The organism is Arthrobacter sp. BB-1, from assembly GCF_006151685.1.
Lineage (GTDB): Bacteria > Actinomycetota > Actinomycetes > Actinomycetales > Micrococcaceae > Arthrobacter.
Genome location: NZ_VDEV01000025.1, coordinates 53,609 through 69,655, shown reverse-complemented (window position 1 = coordinate 69,655; position 16,047 = coordinate 53,609). Strand labels below are relative to the sequence as shown.

General features: G+C 67.4%; 13 protein-coding genes and 1 pseudogene. 10 read left to right on the top strand and 4 right to left on the bottom strand.

Annotated features, from left to right (window positions below):
• The first annotated feature begins 18 nt into the window (after nt 1-18).
• Complete coding sequence (locus tag FHJ30_RS14005; RefSeq protein WP_139029885.1) at nt 19-396, top strand: hypothetical protein; 378 nt, start codon at nt 19-21, stop codon at nt 394-396.
• Here FHJ30_RS14005 and FHJ30_RS14000 read toward each other — a convergent pair.
• Nucleotides 324-1,256 carry a DMT family transporter gene (locus FHJ30_RS14000; protein ID WP_139029884.1) on the bottom strand — a complete coding sequence of 311 codons (933 nt, stop codon included), beginning with the start codon at nt 1,254-1,256 and terminating at the stop codon, nt 324-326. The two genes, FHJ30_RS14005 and FHJ30_RS14000, sit on opposite strands and share 73 nt — an antisense overlap.
• 224 nt (nt 1,257-1,480) lie before the next feature.
• Here FHJ30_RS14000 and groES point away from each other — a divergent pair, with 224 nt between their 5' ends.
• Together groES and groL are read left to right on the top strand one after the other, a co-directional pair.
• A complete protein-coding gene (gene groES, locus FHJ30_RS13995) occupies nt 1,481-1,774 on the top strand; it encodes a co-chaperone GroES (RefSeq protein ID WP_003805290.1) in 294 nt (97 codons plus the stop codon).
• A 77-nt stretch (nt 1,775-1,851) separates the two neighbouring features.
• On the top strand, nt 1,852-3,462 hold the full coding sequence (gene groL / locus FHJ30_RS13990; protein ID WP_139029883.1) for a chaperonin GroEL: 1,611 nt from the start codon (nt 1,852-1,854) through the stop codon (nt 3,460-3,462).
• A gap of 82 nt (nt 3,463-3,544) precedes the next feature.
• Here the strand turns inward: groL and FHJ30_RS13985 are convergent, their stop codons facing one another.
• On the bottom strand, nt 3,545-4,147 hold the full coding sequence (locus FHJ30_RS13985) for a dihydrofolate reductase family protein (protein WP_139029882.1): 603 nt from the start codon (nt 4,145-4,147) through the stop codon (nt 3,545-3,547).
• A gap of 82 nt (nt 4,148-4,229) precedes the next feature.
• Between FHJ30_RS13985 and FHJ30_RS13980 the strand changes: the two genes are divergently transcribed.
• From FHJ30_RS13980 to FHJ30_RS13950, 7 genes and pseudogenes are all read left to right on the top strand, one after another.
• Nucleotides 4,230-5,753, top strand: a complete 1,524-nt coding sequence (locus tag FHJ30_RS13980; RefSeq protein ID WP_139029898.1) for an ATP-dependent DNA ligase — start codon at nt 4,230-4,232, stop codon at nt 5,751-5,753.
• Nucleotides 5,754-5,879: 126 nt separating this feature from the next.
• Nucleotides 5,880-7,523, top strand: coding sequence for a response regulator transcription factor (locus FHJ30_RS13975; protein ID WP_139029881.1), 1,644 nt, complete (start codon nt 5,880-5,882; stop codon nt 7,521-7,523).
• A 92-nt stretch (nt 7,524-7,615) separates the two neighbouring features.
• Nucleotides 7,616-7,876: pseudogene (locus tag FHJ30_RS21710) on the top strand (hypothetical protein); the annotation flags it as partial.
• Between the two features lie 79 nt (nt 7,877-7,955).
• Nucleotides 7,956-9,062, top strand: a complete 1,107-nt coding sequence (locus FHJ30_RS13965; RefSeq protein ID WP_139029880.1) for an NAD(P)/FAD-dependent oxidoreductase — start codon at nt 7,956-7,958, stop codon at nt 9,060-9,062.
• A gap of 9 nt (nt 9,063-9,071) precedes the next feature.
• Entirely contained in the window at nt 9,072-11,177 is a 2,106-nt protein-coding gene (locus FHJ30_RS13960) for an acyltransferase family protein (RefSeq protein ID WP_139029879.1), read from the top strand.
• 168 nt (nt 11,178-11,345) lie between these two features.
• Entirely contained in the window at nt 11,346-12,857 is a 1,512-nt protein-coding gene (guaB, locus tag FHJ30_RS13955) for an IMP dehydrogenase (protein WP_139029878.1), read from the top strand.
• A gap of 84 nt (nt 12,858-12,941) precedes the next feature.
• Complete coding sequence (locus FHJ30_RS13950) at nt 12,942-14,819, top strand: ABC transporter ATP-binding protein (RefSeq protein ID WP_139029877.1); 1,878 nt, start codon at nt 12,942-12,944, stop codon at nt 14,817-14,819.
• A 40-nt stretch (nt 14,820-14,859) separates the two neighbouring features.
• On the opposite strand, the gene FHJ30_RS13945 is transcribed toward FHJ30_RS13950, so the two are convergent.
• Nucleotides 14,860-15,363 carry a hypothetical protein gene (locus FHJ30_RS13945; RefSeq protein WP_139029876.1) on the bottom strand — a complete coding sequence of 168 codons (504 nt, stop codon included), beginning with the start codon at nt 15,361-15,363 and terminating at the stop codon, nt 14,860-14,862.
• Nucleotides 15,364-15,368: 5 nt separating this feature from the next.
• Nucleotides 15,369-16,043 carry a hypothetical protein gene (locus FHJ30_RS13940; RefSeq protein WP_139029875.1) on the bottom strand — a complete coding sequence of 225 codons (675 nt, stop codon included), beginning with the start codon at nt 16,041-16,043 and terminating at the stop codon, nt 15,369-15,371.
• Between the last annotated feature and the right edge of the window lie 4 nt (nt 16,044-16,047).

The window sequence follows — 16,047 nt, the reverse complement described above, 5'->3', positions numbered from 1 at the left end:
GCCGATAGTGTTGAAGCCATGAACCAGAGTGCAGGTCCCCAGCAGTCCCGTCAGCCCCAACCCGGGGACGGCGGGCTGGCGAGGTTTGCCCGGCCGGCACTGATCGCCAGTTCGGTGGTGGCCGTGGTGTGCCTCGCGCTCCTGGTGGTCATTTTCTTCCTGGACACCTTCAACGCCACGGTCTACTCGGTGGGCGGCAACAACATCCAGGACGACACCCAGGAGGCCCGGGATATCCGCGGGCTTTACGACGGTGCCCGGGCCGGCAGCGTCGTCTTCCTTGTCGCATCCCTGTTGACTGCCCTGGCTTCTGCCTTCCTCCTCTACCGGGGGCGGAATTCCCCGGGGGAGGCCGACGGCGGAGAGGACGTCGACTTCGACGACCTGGGCCGCTGAGGTGGCTTGCTGCCCGCACTGGTGAGCAGGACGCCTGAAATAACCAGGATGCCGCCCAGGACCTGGGGGACGGTGATGGGCTGCCCCAAGGTAATGGTGATGATGGCGGTAAACACTGCGATGAGGTTCAGGTAGTTGCCGGCGTTGGCAGCCGTGGTGCGCTTGAGGGCCAGGTTCCAGAGCAGGTAGGAACCCAGCGAGGGGAACAGGGCGATGTACGCCAGCGACCAGCCCTCCGAGGGAGTGGCCGGCAGCCCGGCTCCCGCTGCCACCGCAAAGGGGACCAGGACAACGGCCGCCATGGCCACCTGCACCGCGGTAGACGTAATCGCCGGGACGGACAGCCTGCGCGCAGTGATGGTGTAAAAACCCCAGACGGTGATGGCCGCAACGATCAGCAATTCACCGGCGTCGATGGAGAAAGTCAGCAGCCGCTGCAGGTTGCCGCCGGTGAGGACCAGCAGGACCCCTGCCAGGCCCAGGGCAACGCCCACCCAGCTCAGCGGGCCCGGCCTGTCCCGGAGCAGGATGGCGGCCAGGACCATGATCAGGGCCGGGTTCGCGGCAGTCACCAGGGAAGCGTTCAGGGCCGAGGTGTGCCCCAGTGCGCTGTAGAGCAGCAGTGTGTAGGCGCTCATGCCCAGGCAGCTCAGGAGCAGGAGCATGCGCCAGCGGCGCAGGACAGCGCGCCAGTCGGGCCGGTCAACGGCCTGGGCAAGGACCAGCAGCGGCACGGCAGCCAGGGCCCAGCGCCAGAAGGTCAACTGGAGCGGCTGCATGGTTTCCATGGCGGCCTGCCCTACAACGAAGTTGCCCGCCCAGAAGAGGGTGGCAAGGGTCAGGTACAGGGCTGCTCGCACCGGTCAAATGTACATGGATGGTGTCCGCCCGTGACGAAATGCTGGCACTCGCCTTGACCGAGTGCTAACCCTTACATAGAGTCTTCATTAGCACTCTCCCTAGGAGGGTGCTAATACATGAAGAGCTGCCAGCCAGGCTGCTGCCGGCACCGCGACGACGGTTTGCCAGCCACGGCGGAATGCTTTCCAGTCCACGAATTTGCTGACGAAAAGGAGAGGTCCGAGTGTCGGTCTCTATTAAGCCTCTTGAGGATCGTATTGTTGTCCGCCCGCTCGAAGCCGAGCAGACCACGGCTTCCGGCCTGGTCATCCCGGACTCCGCGCAGGAGAAGCCCCAGGAAGGCGAAGTTGTTGCTGTAGGCCCCGGCCGCTTCGAAGACGGCAACCGCGTTCCTGTCGACGTAGCCGTCGGCGACGTCGTTATCTACTCCAAGTACGGCGGAACCGAAGTCAAGACCGGCGGCACCGAGTACCTCGTGCTGTCCGCCCGCGACGTCCTGGCGATCGTCGTAAAGTAACTCCCCGGATCCCCGTGCCGCTGGTCTTGCATTCTGCTGGTCAGCTGCGCGGGGTTCTGTCTTGAAAGGACAAAACCATGGCAAAGCAGCTTGCGTTTAATGACGCTGCCCGCCGGTCTCTTGAAGCCGGCATCGATAAGCTCGCCAACACCGTCAAGGTGACGCTCGGCCCCCGCGGCCGCAACGTCGTCCTGGACAAGAAGTGGGGCGCTCCCACCATCACGAACGACGGCGTCACCATCGCCCGCGAAGTGGAACTGGACGACCCCTACGAGAACCTTGGCGCGCAGCTGGCCAAGGAAGTGGCCACCAAGACCAACGATGTTGCCGGTGACGGCACCACCACGGCAACCGTCCTGGCGCAGGCCCTGGTCAAGGAAGGCCTGCGCAACGTAGCGGCAGGCGCTGCTCCCGGCCAGATCAAGCGGGGCATCGAGGTTTCCGTTGAAGCCGTTGCAGCACGCCTGCTGGAGAACGCCCGCCCCGTTGAAGGCACCCAGGTGGCCAACGTTGCAGCAATCTCCGCCCAGAGCGACGAGATCGGCGAGCTCCTCGCCGAGGCCTTCGGCAAGGTGGGCAAGGATGGTGTGATCACCATCGAGGAGTCCTCCACCACCCAGACCGAACTGGTCCTCACCGAGGGCATGCAGTTCGACAAGGGCTACCTGTCCCCGTACTTCGTCACCGACGCGGAACGCCAGGAAGCAGTCCTTGAGGATGCCCTCATCCTGATCAACCAGGGCAAAATCTCCGCGGTGCAGGAATTCCTGCCGCTGCTGGAAAAGGCCCTGCAGAGCTCCAAGCCGCTGTTCATCATCGCTGAAGACATCGACGGTGAGGCCCTGTCCACGCTGATCGTCAACCGCATCCGCGGCACCCTGAACGTCGTGGCCGTCAAGGCTCCCGGCTTCGGCGACCGCCGCAAGGCCATGCTGCAGGACATCGCCACCCTCACCGGTGCGCAGGTTGTCTCCCCGGAACTGGGCCTCAGCCTGGACACCGTCGGCCTTGAGGTGCTGGGTACCGCCCGCCGCATCACGGTAACCAAGGACAACACCACCATCGTCGACGGCGCAGGTTCGGCCGAAGACGTGGCAGCACGAGTCGCCCAGCTCCGCGCCGAGCTGACCCGCACCGACTCCGACTGGGACCGTGAAAAGCTCCAGGAGCGCCTGGCCAAGCTGGCCGGCGGCATCGGCGTCATCAAGGTCGGCGCAGCCACCGAGGTTGAGCTCAAGGAAAAGAAGCACCGCATCGAGGACGCTGTTTCCTCCACGCGCGCTGCCCTTGAAGAAGGCATCGTCGCCGGCGGCGGCTCGGCCCTGATCCACGCCCTGAAGGCACTGGACGAGGACCCTGCTGTCAAGGCGCTCGAAGGCGACGCCGCCGCTGCTGTGGGCATCGTCCGCCGCGCGCTGGTCCAGCCGCTGCGCTGGATTGCCCAGAACGCCGGCTTCGACGGCTACGTCATCACCGCCAAGGTTGCCGAGCTCGAAACCAACAACGGCTTCAACGCCAAGTCGGGCGAGTACGAGGACCTGATCGCCGCCGGCGTGATCGACCCCGTCAAGGTCACCCGCGCCGCCCTCCGCAACGCAGCTTCCATCGCTGCCCTGGTCCTCACCACCGAGACCTTGGTTGTCGAAAAGCCTGCCGAGGAAGAGGAGCACGCAGGCCACAGCCACTGACCTGTGGCTCCGCGCGGGCAACCGTGCATGCACAAAAAACCGGTCCAGCATCCGCTGGGCCGGTTTTTTGTGGGCCTAGGCATCAAGTCCCCGGCATGTCCTGGGTCTCCACGCCCCCCGCGCGCTCGTAGACCAGCGAGACCGCCCCCTTCGGGAAACTGCGCGCCGGCTCGGCGAGCCGGAACGTGGCGGGGATGGTCCCGGCGTCGAACAGGCGCTTGCCCTGCCCCAGGGTGACAGGGTACAGCCAGAGGTGGAGGCGGTCGAGCACATTTGCCGCGAGCAGCGAACGGATGAGGACGCCGCTGCCGAACATATGGACCTGCTCGTAGTCCTCCCGCAGCCGGCCTGCGGCCTCGGCATCCGGCAGGACTGTTGTGCCCGCCCAGCCAGGAGCGGTGAGGGTGCCGGAGACAACGTACTTGGGCACGCGGTTGAGCGTGCCGCCAATGTCGCCGGACTGGTGGGGCCAGTAGGAAGCGAAGATGTCGTAGGTCTTCCGGCCGAGAAGCAGGGCGTCGATCTGGCTGATCCCAGCCTCGATGGACGCTTCAGCCTCGTCGTCGGACACCGGCGCCTGCCACCCACCGAAGGCGAAGCCGCCCGCGGTGTCCTCCTCGCGGCCGCCGGGCGCCTGGTAGACGCCGTCGAGGGTCATGAACAGGTTCGCGACGATGATTCCCATGGGTCCAGTCTGGAACTGGCATTTCGCGCTGTCCAGCATCAGCGGCCAGCCGTCCGTCCACGTGCGTGGCAGACTGATTGCCATGCTGCTGGACGAGCTTGTCAGAACTGCGGATGCCGTGGCGTCCACCCGGTCCCGGCTCGCGAAGGTGGACGCGCTGGCCCACCTGCTGCGCCGGCTTGAGCCCGCAGAGATCGCGACGGCGGTTGGGCTGCTGGTTGCCAAGCCCCGCCAAGGCCGGGTAGGGGTCGGCTGGCGCGGCATGTCAGCCGCCATGGGGGAGCCCGCCGCCGAGCCGAGCCTGACTGTCGCGGACCTCGATGCTGCGTTGGACCGGCTGCTTGCAACAGCAGGCGCGGGATCGGCAGCAGGACGCGCCGCGACGCTCAGGACGCTCACGGCGGCAGCCACTGAACGCGAGCAGGCATTCATCGCCGGCGTGCTGCTCGGAGAACTGCGGACCGGTGCCCTGGAGGGTGTACTGACGGATGCGGTGGCCCGTGCCTCCGACCGGCCCGTCGAGGCCGTCCGCCGCGCGGCCATGCTCTCCGGCGATCTCGGCGGGACCGCCTTGCTGGCCATCACCGGAACGCCCGCCCAGCTGGACGCCGTCGGCCTCGTCGTCGGGCGTCCGGTGCAGCCCATGCTCGCCTCAACCGCGGCCAGCGCCAGCGCGGCGCTGGAAGCCACCGGGGAGGCGTCCGTGGAATACAAGCTCGACGGCGCGCGCATCCAGGTGCACCGCACCGGCGACGACGTGCGCATCTACACCCGCACCCTGGCCGACGTCACCCACCGGTTGCCCGAGGTGGTGGCGGCGATCCGCGGCCTCGACGTGCGGGACGTGATCCTCGACGGCGAGACGCTCGCGTTGGACGAGGACGGGGGCCCGCGGCCGTTCCAGGAGACCATGTCCCGGTTCGGGGCGGACGCTGTCCGCGAAACGCTGCTGCACCCCTGGTTCTTCGACGTGCTGCACCTTGACGGGCGGGACCTGCTTGACGAGCCGCTGTCCACCCGCATCGGCGTGCTTGAAAGCATCGCGCCCGGGCTCCGGATCCCCGGCGAGATCACGGCCGATGCAGCCGTCGCAGAGAGGGTGTCCCGTGATGCGCTCGCAGCCGGGCACGAGGGCGTGGTGGTGAAGGCCGTGGGATCGCCCTACGCGGCCGGCCGGCGCGGTTCCAACTGGGTCAAGGTGAAGCCGGTGCTCACGTATGACCTCGTGGTCCTCGCCTGCGAGTGGGGCTCGGGCCGGCGCACCGGGCTGCTGTCGAACCTGCACCTCGGAGCCCTGGACCCCACCGGCGAATTTGGCGAACCCGGCGGCTACGTGATGGTGGGCAAGACCTTCAAGGGCCTCACGGATGAGCTGCTGCGCTGGCAGACCGGGCGCTTCCAGGAGCTCGAGGTTCGCCGCACGGCAGGCACGGTGTGGGTGCAGCCCGTTACCGTCGTGGAAATAGCGATCGACGGCGTGCAGCAGTCATCCCGCTATCCCGGCGGCATCGCGTTGCGGTTCGCGCGGGTCAAGCGCTACCGAGACGACAAGACCGCGGCGGAAGCGGACACCATCCAGACGCTCCGCGCGCTGCTCCGGCCGTAGCGGGAAGCGCCCCGTCCTGCCGCTTGTGCCCGGTGTGCACCGGGCGTAGCGTGGCGCTTAGGTCCCGGATGCCCGGCGCCCGGGGCAACGAGGCCGGCTGGGCGGACGGCGCCCGAGGAGGTCAACGTGTCAACTGAAACGGCCATCGACGACGGCAGGCTGGCCTTCCGGGAGAATCGCTGGACCGATGCCCTCAGGAGCTACACGGACGCGGACCAGCGTGGCGGACTCCCCGCTGCCGACCTTGAACGGCTGGCCACCGCCGAAATCCTGACCGGCAACACGCCAACAGGGCTGCACACACTGACCCGCGCCCACGAGGAATACCTGGAAGTCGGCGATGTGGCAGGCGCCGTCCGGTGTGCCGGCTGGCTGGGGATCCAGTTCATGAACCTCGGCGAGGCGGCACAGGCCGGGGGATGGTTCGCCCGCGGCCAGCGGCTCCTGGACGAGCTGACGGAGCCCAACGTCGTGGAGGGGTTCCTGCTGGTCCCCGCAGCCCTGGGCAAACTCTATGGCGGGGATCCCGCAGGCGCACTCCAGCTCTTCTCCCAGGCCGCCGACGCCGGCCGAAGGTTCCAGGACAAGGACCTGTCCGCGCTGGGCCTCCTGGGCACCGGCCAGGCCACCCTGATGCTGGGCCGGGCTGACGAGGCAATCAGCTTGTTCGATGAAGCAATGGTCGCCGTGACAACAGGGGAGCTCTCCCCGATCCCTTCCGGCATCATCTACTGCGCGGTGATCGGCAACTGCCATCTGGCCTTCGACCTGGAGAGGGCGCTGCAGTGGACGGCGGCCCTGGACCGCTGGTGCGCCGCCCGCCCGGACATGGTTCCTTTCAGCGGCCAGTGCGAGGGCCACCGCGCCGAACTCTTCCGGCTCCACGGCGCCTGGCCTGAAGCGCTGGAGGCAGCGGCGGTCGCCCAGAAACGGGCTATCCACGGTGATCCCCAGGCGCTGTTCGGCGGCTACTACCAGCAGGGCGAGGTGCAGCGCCTGGCCGGCAGCCTGGACGCAGCCGAGGCCTCCTACCGGCAGGCGGCGCGGAGCGGCTACGACCCCCAACCAGGCCTTGCGCTCCTGTGGCTGGCCCGTGGCGACCCGCAGCAGGCGCAAACGATGATCCGGCGGGCCGCAGTCGAAGCTGACCAGGCCACCCGCCGGCACCTGTTGCCGGCGATCGTGGAAATCGAACTGGCAGCGGCAGATCCGGAAGCGGCGGCCCGGGCTGCCGCTGAGCTGGAGTTCTTCGCCCGGGAGTACCCCAAACCCATGGTCCGGGCCGCGGCCAGCCAAGCTGATGGAGAGGTCCGGCTGGCCGGGGACGACCCTGCCGCCGCGTGCGTCTCCCTGCGGCAGGCCTGGCACCTGTGGGCTGAACTGGGCGTGCCGTATGAGGCCGCCCGATGCCGGGTGCTGATTGGAATCGCCTGCCGTGCGCTGGGCGACGAAGCATCCGCGCTCATGGATTTTGAGTCCGCCCATGCAGAATTCCTCGACCTTGGCGCCGCTCCGGCCGCCGCGTGGGCGGCTTCCCTCATCCAGGCAGGCCAGGACGACCCCGGCCGGCGCCAGGGCCCCTTGACCCCGCGGGAGGTTGAGGTGCTTCGGCTCGTGGCTTCCGGGCAAGGAAACCGCGCCATCGCCGCACACCTCTTCCTCAGCGAGAAAACCGTGGCCCGGCACATCAGCAACATCTTCCTGAAGCTCGGACTGTCCTCCCGGGCCGCAGCCACCAAATATGCCTTCGAACACGGGCTCACAGGCTAGGAGGCGTACACAAAATTACCCAGCAGGCCCTGCCGCGCAGTTGCATGTTTCGCCCGACGCGGCCACCCGGACCGGGCCCATAGCCTTCAAGCATGAACCTCCCAGTCCTCGCCGGCACCCTTTCCACGGTGCTCTTTGCCGTCGGAATGCTGCCCATGCTCGCCAAGGCGGCGCGGACCAGGGACCTGGGCTCCTACAGCCTGGGGAACCTGATGCTGACAAACGTGGCCAACGCGGTCCATTCCGTCTACGTGTTCAACCTCCCGGCCGGCCCCATCTGGGCCCTCCACCTCGCCTACGTCCTGGCCTCCGCCCTGATGCTGGGCTGGTGGCTCCGCTACAGGGACGCAGGCCGCGCCGGGAAGGCGCCACGGGAGGAAGACAGGAAGGCTCAGAAAAAGGCATTCCCATCAACCCAACAGGAGCAAAGCCATGAACAGCAGCAACGTGAGCGGCATGCTGGACACAATGATCATCGGCGGCGGCCAGGCAGGACTCGCCCTGGGCCACCACCTCCAGGAGCAGCAACGGCACTTCCTCATCCTGGACGAAAATCCGCGCACCGGCGACGCCTGGCGCCAGCGGTGGGATTCGCTCCGGCTGTTCACTCCGGCGAAGTTCGACGGACTTCCCGGTACACCGTTCCCGGCCGATCCACTGTCCTTCCCCACCAAGGATGAGGTGGCCGAATACCTGGAAAACTACGCCACGGGGGAGGGCCTGCCGATCCTCCACGGCACCCGGGTGGAACGCCTCTGGCGGGAGGCGGACCACTTCGTGGCAGCATCCAACGGCCGCCGCTGGGAGGCGCGCAACGCCGTCGTGGCCACAGGGGTGAGCCAGGCACCCAAGGTGCCCGGCTTTGCGGCGGAGCTTGCCCCCTCCACACTCCAGCTCCATTCCAGCGGCTACCGGAACCCGGGCCAGCTGCAGGACGGTCCGGTCCTGGTGGTGGGGCTGGGCAACTCGGGAGCGGAGATCGCCCTTGAAGTGAGCCGCTCCCACCCCGCCACCGTGGCAGGCAAGCCCGGGGGCGAGCTTCCCCTGAAGCACGGCCGCGGCGCTGCCCGCTATGCGCTTCCGCTCATCCGCTTCCTCGGAATGCATGTGCTCACGCTTGGCACGCCCGTCGGGCGCAAGGCGGCGCCTGTCTTCACGGCGCGCGCCACGCCCCTGATCAGGACCAAGACCAGGGACCTGGCGGCGGCCGGCGTGCGGCTCGCACCGCGGGTGGCCGCAGTGGAGGACGGCAAGCCGGTCCTGGCGGACGGCACCCGGATGGAGGTGGCGAACGTCATCTGGTGCACCGGCTTCCGGGACGATTTCAGCTGGATCGATCCGGCCCTGCTCGACGGCGGCGCGCTGCCGCGGCAGCACCGCGGCGTCGCCCTGGATACCCCCGGACTGTTCTTCCTGGGGCAGGAGTTCCTGTATGCGGCCGTCTCCGCGACGCTTCCAGGCGTGGGCCGCGACGCGCGGTACCTGGCAGCAAAAATACCCCGCCTCGGTAGGATTGATGTTTTGCCCATGCGCCAGTGAGGTCTTTTTGTGTCGATAGCGGGAACAGGAACCCAATCCGGACCGGTACCCGGGGCCTCCGCCAAGGGCAGGAAACCGGCCTTCCGTCCCGAAGTCCAGGGACTCCGGGCGCTCGCGGTCCTCATGGTGGTCACCTACCACGTCTGGCTCGGCCGGGTGTCGGGCGGAGTGGACATCTTCCTGCTGGTCTCCGCCTTCCTGCTGACCCTTTCCTTCGTCCGGAAAGCGGAAGCCGGGCGCCCGTTCGGACTTGTGGCGCACTGGCTGCACCTGTTCAAGCGGCTGCTGCCCGCCGCCGTCGTGGTGGTCCTCGGAGTGCTCGCCGGCACCTGGCTGATCCTCCCGCAGAGCCGTTGGCCGCAGGTCCTGGACCAGGCCTGGGCGTCGCTGTTCTATGGCCAGAACTGGCTGCTCGCAGACACGGCGGTGGACTACTACGCCCAGGACCACGCAGGTGCCAGCCCGCTCCAGCATTTCTGGTCGCTCTCCATCCAGGGCCAGGTGTTCATCCTGTGGCCGCTCGTCTTCGCGGGCACCGCGGCGCTGCTGGCTTTGCTGCACCGCGTCCCGGCGCTGACCCGGGTCAACTACCGCGGACTGCTGGGGCTGACCTTCGGCACGGTCTTCGCGTCATCACTGGCATACTCGGTGGAGCAGACAGCCACCAACCAGGCCTACGCCTACTTCGACACCAGGGCCCGCCTCTGGGAGTTCGCACTGGGGTCACTTCTGGCCCTTGCCCTGCCCCACCTCAAACCCGCCCGGGCCTTCCGCGTGGTGCTGGGCTGGGCGGGCCTGGCGGCCATGGTCTCCTGCGGCCTGCTCCTCACCGTGGACCGTTCATTTCCCGGGTACGTGGCGCTCTGGCCCACCCTGGCCGGCGCCGCGGTCATTGTCGCGGGGCAAACCGGCAGCCGCTGGGGCGTGGACAGGCTCCTCAGCAGCAAGCCGCTGATGGCCCTGGGGGACAACTCCTACGCCCTGTACCTGTGGCACTGGCCCGTCCTGGTGCTGGTGCTCGCCGCCACTGGCGTGGAGGCGCCCAATCTCGTCCAGGGCCTGGGGATCGTCGGTGTGTCCATCGTGCTCGCCGTCTTCACCACGCGTTTCGTTGAAAAGCCGCTCCGCGACTGGCGCTGGCCCCAGCTGCGGGCGCGCCGCACCGCCGTCGTCATTGTTGCCTGCGGTGCCCTCCTGGCCGGGCCCGTCGCCGTATGGCAGACCACGCTCACCGCCGAGGAAAGCGCGACGGCGGCACAGCCGCGGGAGCTCACGCCAGGGGCCGCGGCACTGAACCTGGAGAACGCGCCGGTGCCGCCCCCGGATGCGAGGATCATTCCCGGGCCCGCCGCGCTGGACAACGACTGGGCTGGGATCCATGCCCCCTGCACCGATGCCAACGCCACGGGCGATCCCATCCTCGAGGGCTGCCGGCAGGAGGTTCCGGAAGGGGAGGCCACCAGGCGGATCGTGGTCCTGGGCGACTCCCACTCCCAGCAATACCTGGGTGCGCTGGCCCCCATCGCCGCCGCCAAAGGATGGGAACTGGTCACGCTCCTGATGCCGGCGTGCCGCTTCGGTGCCGAATCGGAAACCAGGACCGCGGAGTGCAACGCCTACAACCGGGCCAGCGCCGCCTACGTCCTGGAACACCGGCCTGACGCTGTGTTCACCGTGGCTACGCTGACGCACGAGGACGCGCCCTTCGAAACAGACGTGCCGGGCTACCTGGACGGTGTCCGGCCGTTCACAGAAGCGGGAATCGAGGTGATCGGGATCAGGGACAACCCCCGCTTCACGTTCAACATGCCTGAGTGCGTGCAGCGGAACGGTGCCTACGCTGCAGAATGCAGTGTGCCCCTGGCAGAGTCCCTGGTGGAGCCGTCACCGCTGGAAGGCTACCGGGGCAAACTGGACCGGCTGCACCTGATGGACCTGAGCGACTTCATCTGTGCGCGGGGGATCTGCCCTGGCGTTGTGGGGAACGTCTATGTGTACAAGGACGACAACCACCTCACCCGGACATATGTGGAAAGCATGATTCCCATGTTCGAGGAGCGGCTGCTGGCAGCCACGGGCTGGAGTGCAGTTGCTCACATTGAACCCATGGAATAGGGGGATCGGCGCGGAGGTTCTAATATTTACTCAATACTTTCTGCCCCCGGGGCGCCGCCTGCCGCGGTGCTTCCTGCACGATCTCCTGCACAGGCCAGTCCCGTAATGACGGGCTGGTCATCGGCTGCAACCCCTACCCGTCCAGCAACCAAGGTAAGAGGCGCACTCATGACCGAGCCCGAACACAACCCCTTCGGCTTCATTGGCCTGACCTACGACGACGTCCTGCTCCTGCCGGGCCACACCGAGGTCATCCCGTCCGAGGCAGACACGTCCTCCCGGATTTCCAAGCGGATCACCGTGCAGACGCCCCTGCTGTCCGCAGCCATGGACACTGTCACCGAATCCCGCATGGCCATCGCCATGGCACGGCAGGGCGGCCTGGGCGTAGTGCACCGGAACCTTTCCATCGCGGACCAGGCGGACCAGGTGGACCGGGTCAAGCGCAGCGAGTCGGGCATGATCACCAACCCGCTCACCATCCGCCCCGAGGCAACCCTGCGCGAGCTGGACAACCTGTGCGCCCAGTACCGCGTCTCGGGCCTTCCCGTGGTGGATGAGGACAACCGCCTGCTGGGCATCGTCACCAACCGCGACACCCGCTTTGTGCCCGAGTCCGACTTTCCGCTGCGGCTGGTCAGCGACGTCATGACCAAGATGCCGCTGGTCACCGGACACGTGGGAATCAGTCGCGACGAGGCCTCGCACAAGCTCGCCACCAACAAGATCGAGAAGCTCCCCCTGGTGGATGACCAGGGCCGGCTCAAAGGCCTCATCACCACCAAGGACTTCACCAAGGCGGAGCAGTACCCCCTGGCCACCAAGGACGACGAAGGCCGGCTCCGCGTGGGCGCCGCCATCGGCTTCTTCGGGGACGGCTGGGAGCGGGCCATGGCGCTGGTTGACGCCGGCGTCGACGCCCTGTTCGTGGACACCGCCAACGGCCACTCACAGGGCGTGCTGGACATGATCCGCCGGCTCAAGTCCGATCCCGTTGCCGCACACGTGGACATCATCGGCGGCCAGGCAGCCACCCGCGAAGGTGCGCAGGCCCTGATCGACGCCGGCGCCGACGGCATCAAGGTGGGCGTGGGGCCCGGCTCCATCTGCACCACCCGTGTGGTTGCAGGCGTGGGTGTACCGCAGATCACCGCCATCTACGAGTCCGCCAAGGCCGCCATCCCGGCCGGCGTGCCGCTGATCGCCGACGGCGGGCTGCAGTACTCCGGCGACATCGGCAAGGCGCTGGTAGCCGGAGCCGACACCGTGATGCTCGGCTCCCTGCTTGCGGGCTGCGACGAGTCCCCGGGTGAGCTGATCTTCGTCAACGGCAAGCAGTTCAAGTCCTACCGCGGCATGGGCTCGCTGGGTGCCATGCAGTCGCGAGGCAAGAACACGTCCTACTCCAAGGACCGCTACTTCCAGGCGGACGTCTCCGGTGATGACAAGCTCATCCCCGAGGGCATCGAAGGCCGCGTGGCCTACCGCGGTCCGCTGTCCTCCGTGGCCTACCAGCTGGTGGGCGGCCTCCGCCAGACCATGTTCTACACCGGTGCGCCCACCGTTGCCGAGCTGAAGGCCCGCGGCAAGTTCGTCCGGATCACCCCGGCCGGCCTGAAGGAATCGCACCCGCACGACATCCAGATGACCGTCGAGGCGCCGAACTACGGCTCCCGCTGACCGCGCGTTCAGCATGATCCGGCAGGCCATGGGGTTTTCGAACTCCATGGCCTGCCCGCGTCTGTACGGAACTAGGCTGATTGCATGTCCGCACCACGCCATCCGGCGGAACTGACCCCCAAACGCGACCCCCAGCGCCGGCTGGCCCTGCGGCCGTATGCCCGGGCCGTAGCCCAAGTGCTGCGGGTCAGCTTCCGTGCCTCCCCGGGCGCGGTTGTCATGAAGGTCCTGGGCTCCCTGATCTCCGCCGTCCTTCCGCTGGTCACCACCTACTTCGCCGCGCTCACCACCACGGCGCTGGCAGCGGCCTACGCCGGTGATGCCGGCGCAGGGCAGTCGGCCATCATCTACGTCATCATCACCGCCGCGCTCGGCCTGTTCTGGGGCGCCTTCACCAGCGTGGACCGCTATATCCAGCAGCTGATGAGCTTCAAGGTGGGCGCCATCGTGGGCGACCAGATGTACGAAAGGTTCCTCGCGCTCGAGTTCTGGCGGTATGACGACAAGGAAACCGTTGACCTGTACGACCGGGCCAAGAGGTTCTCGGACTCCTACGCACGCGTCCTGGACCGGATCGCCGCCATCTTCACCCAGCTCGTCTCGGTGGTCCTCGCCGTCGGGGCGCTGCTGCTGGTGAGCTGGTGGATCGCGGTGATCGTGCTGGTGGCCATCGTGCCGAGCGTCTACCTGCAGTTCAAGCTGTCCAGGGAGCAGATTGCGCACTGGAATACACAGGTGGACTCGCGCCGGCAGCGGAGGATGATCGAAACGAACCTCCTCCGGCCGCAGCACATCGCGGAGATGCGGCTGTACGGCATCGTCGGCTTCCTGATGGACCTCCGCTCCCGCCTGCGGGACGCGGACGAGCGCCGCCGCCTTGATTACCAGCGGCGGTACATCCCCAAGCAGCTGGCCGCCGATTCCCTCCAGTACGGCGCAGAGGTGGTGTCCCTGGTCTGGGTGGTGGGGCAGATCATCGCCCGCGCCCAGCCCGTGGGGCAGTTCCTCTACGTGCAGCAGATTGTCAGCAGGGCGCTGTCCACCGCGAACAACCTCGTCTCCTCCCTCAGCTCGATTGACGAGGACCTGGCCAACCTCAAGGACTACGAACTGTTTATGGCCCTGCCCGTGCATTCGGAGCATGCGCCGCCGCTGCTGCAGTCCCCAAAAACCGTGGAGCTTAGGGACATCCGCTTCACCTATACCGGCAGCGACATCGAAGTGATCCGCGGGATCAGCCTCACCATCCGCGAGGGCCAGCACATCGCCATCGTGGGGGAGAACGGTGCCGGAAAGTCCACGTTGATCAGGATCCTGGCCGGGCTGTACCGCCCGGACTCCGGGCAGGTAATGCTCGACGGCGTGGACCTCGCCGCCGTCGACGTCACCTCCTGGCACCGCCACCTGGCGGTGCTGAGCCAGGAGTTCCTCAAATACGAGTTCGCCACCGCCGCCGAAAACATCTACTTCGGCGATGTCGACTCGCCGCGTGACGACGCCCGCATCCGCAGGGCCGCCGGAGATGCGGAGGCACTGGAATTCATCAACAAACTGCCCAATGGCCTGGAAAACCACGTCAGTAACTGGATGGAGGACCCGCGCGGCCGGAAGGGCAGCGGTCTCTCCGGCGGACAGTGGCAGCGGCTCGCGATGGCCCGCAACTTCTACCGGAACGCTTCATTCATGGTGATGGACGAGCCGACGTCGGCCATCGACGCCCTCGCTGAGCACCGGATCTTCACCCGCCTCTTCGCGGACCGCAGCAGCACCATCATCGCCATCAGCCACCGCCTGGCAACCATCGAGAAGGCGGACATCGTGTACATGCTGGAGGACGGCCGGATCGTTGAGCAGGGCACGCACACGGAACTGGTGGCGCTGCGCGGGCGGTACTTCCGGATGTTCGAGTCCCAGCTCAGCGTCCCCGCCAGCCCCGGCCAGGGACCAGCCGAAGCCGGTTGAGTCCCCCGGGCTCCGGCCGGGCGCCCTCGCGGCCGCCCACTCACCGGCGGCTGAGCCAGCCTTTGTAGAGACGGTCCCGGTGCCGGTGCAGGTGGCGCGAGTACAGCATTCCTGCTCCAACGGGCAAGGGAAACGCCGCCAGGAACGCAAGGATGGGCAGGACGTCGGGGGAGGTTCCCCGCGGTGCGGCCAGCATCACGGCTGCAACCAGCACCAGCATGGCCGCCACCATGCCGATCACGGTCCCCGGAACAATCCTGATGTACTGCTCAGCGCGGTTGACGTCATTCGCCGGGCGGGGCTCGCTGCGCGTAAAGCGTGGTCCCACGGCCATCAGCCACCCGGCTCCCGAGATGGCCAACCCCAGGAACGCCAGCACCAGCCCGTCCTCCGGGTTCTGGCCTGTGCCGGCCAAAACAGCGGCCTGGACCGTGCCTGGCACGGCGAAAACCATGCCCATCCACCAAAACCAGAAAACGCGGGCCCGGCGGTGGGCGTACCCCAGGGCCATTTGCGGGAAGCCTTCAGTGTTGGTCGCAGCCATGTTCCTCATGCCGGGGCCGCCAGCAGCGCCCGCACGGCCAGGCCGGGCTGCTGGGCCTCATCCAGGTCCCGGACTCCGAGTTGTCCGTCCTCGTCCAGTGGCGCCGAGGCAAGCTGAAGTGTGCCGTCCTCCAGGACCTTGATGTTGGCAATGACGGGGTCGGCTGTTTCGGCGCTGTACCGCCTTGAGCTCACGATGCCGCCGCCCTGGTTCCCCAGGGCTGCTGCCGCTTCATCCACCTGGGCCTGGACGAAGTCCAGCAATTCCACGTCCTCCCGGAGCGGAAGGCACAAATACTCGCTGAGGGGTCGGAGGAACACAGCCGCGCGGCCGGCGGGGGAGCCCACCAGGTAGCTCGGGGACGTGTACCCGGGACCAATCCGGGTCACGTCGTACCACTGTGATGATGTGCTGAAGATCTGCGCAAGAACCTTGGCCTCCCCCCGGAGGGACACTTCCTCGCCGTTGATCTCCAGCATGTCCCTGACGTTCAGTGTTCCCAGGCCGGCACGGACAAGATCGTGGTCATCAGCAAGTTCGGCCAGCCCAAGGACCCGGCGGGTCAGTGAAGTTCCGGCCCCGGGCACGAAGGCGAGCAGCGTAAGGATTTCGTGGCTCGTGATCCGGTAGGCGGGTGTGGCGGAGCCGGTCTCCGTTTCCGTACTGCTGGGGTCTGTCATTGTT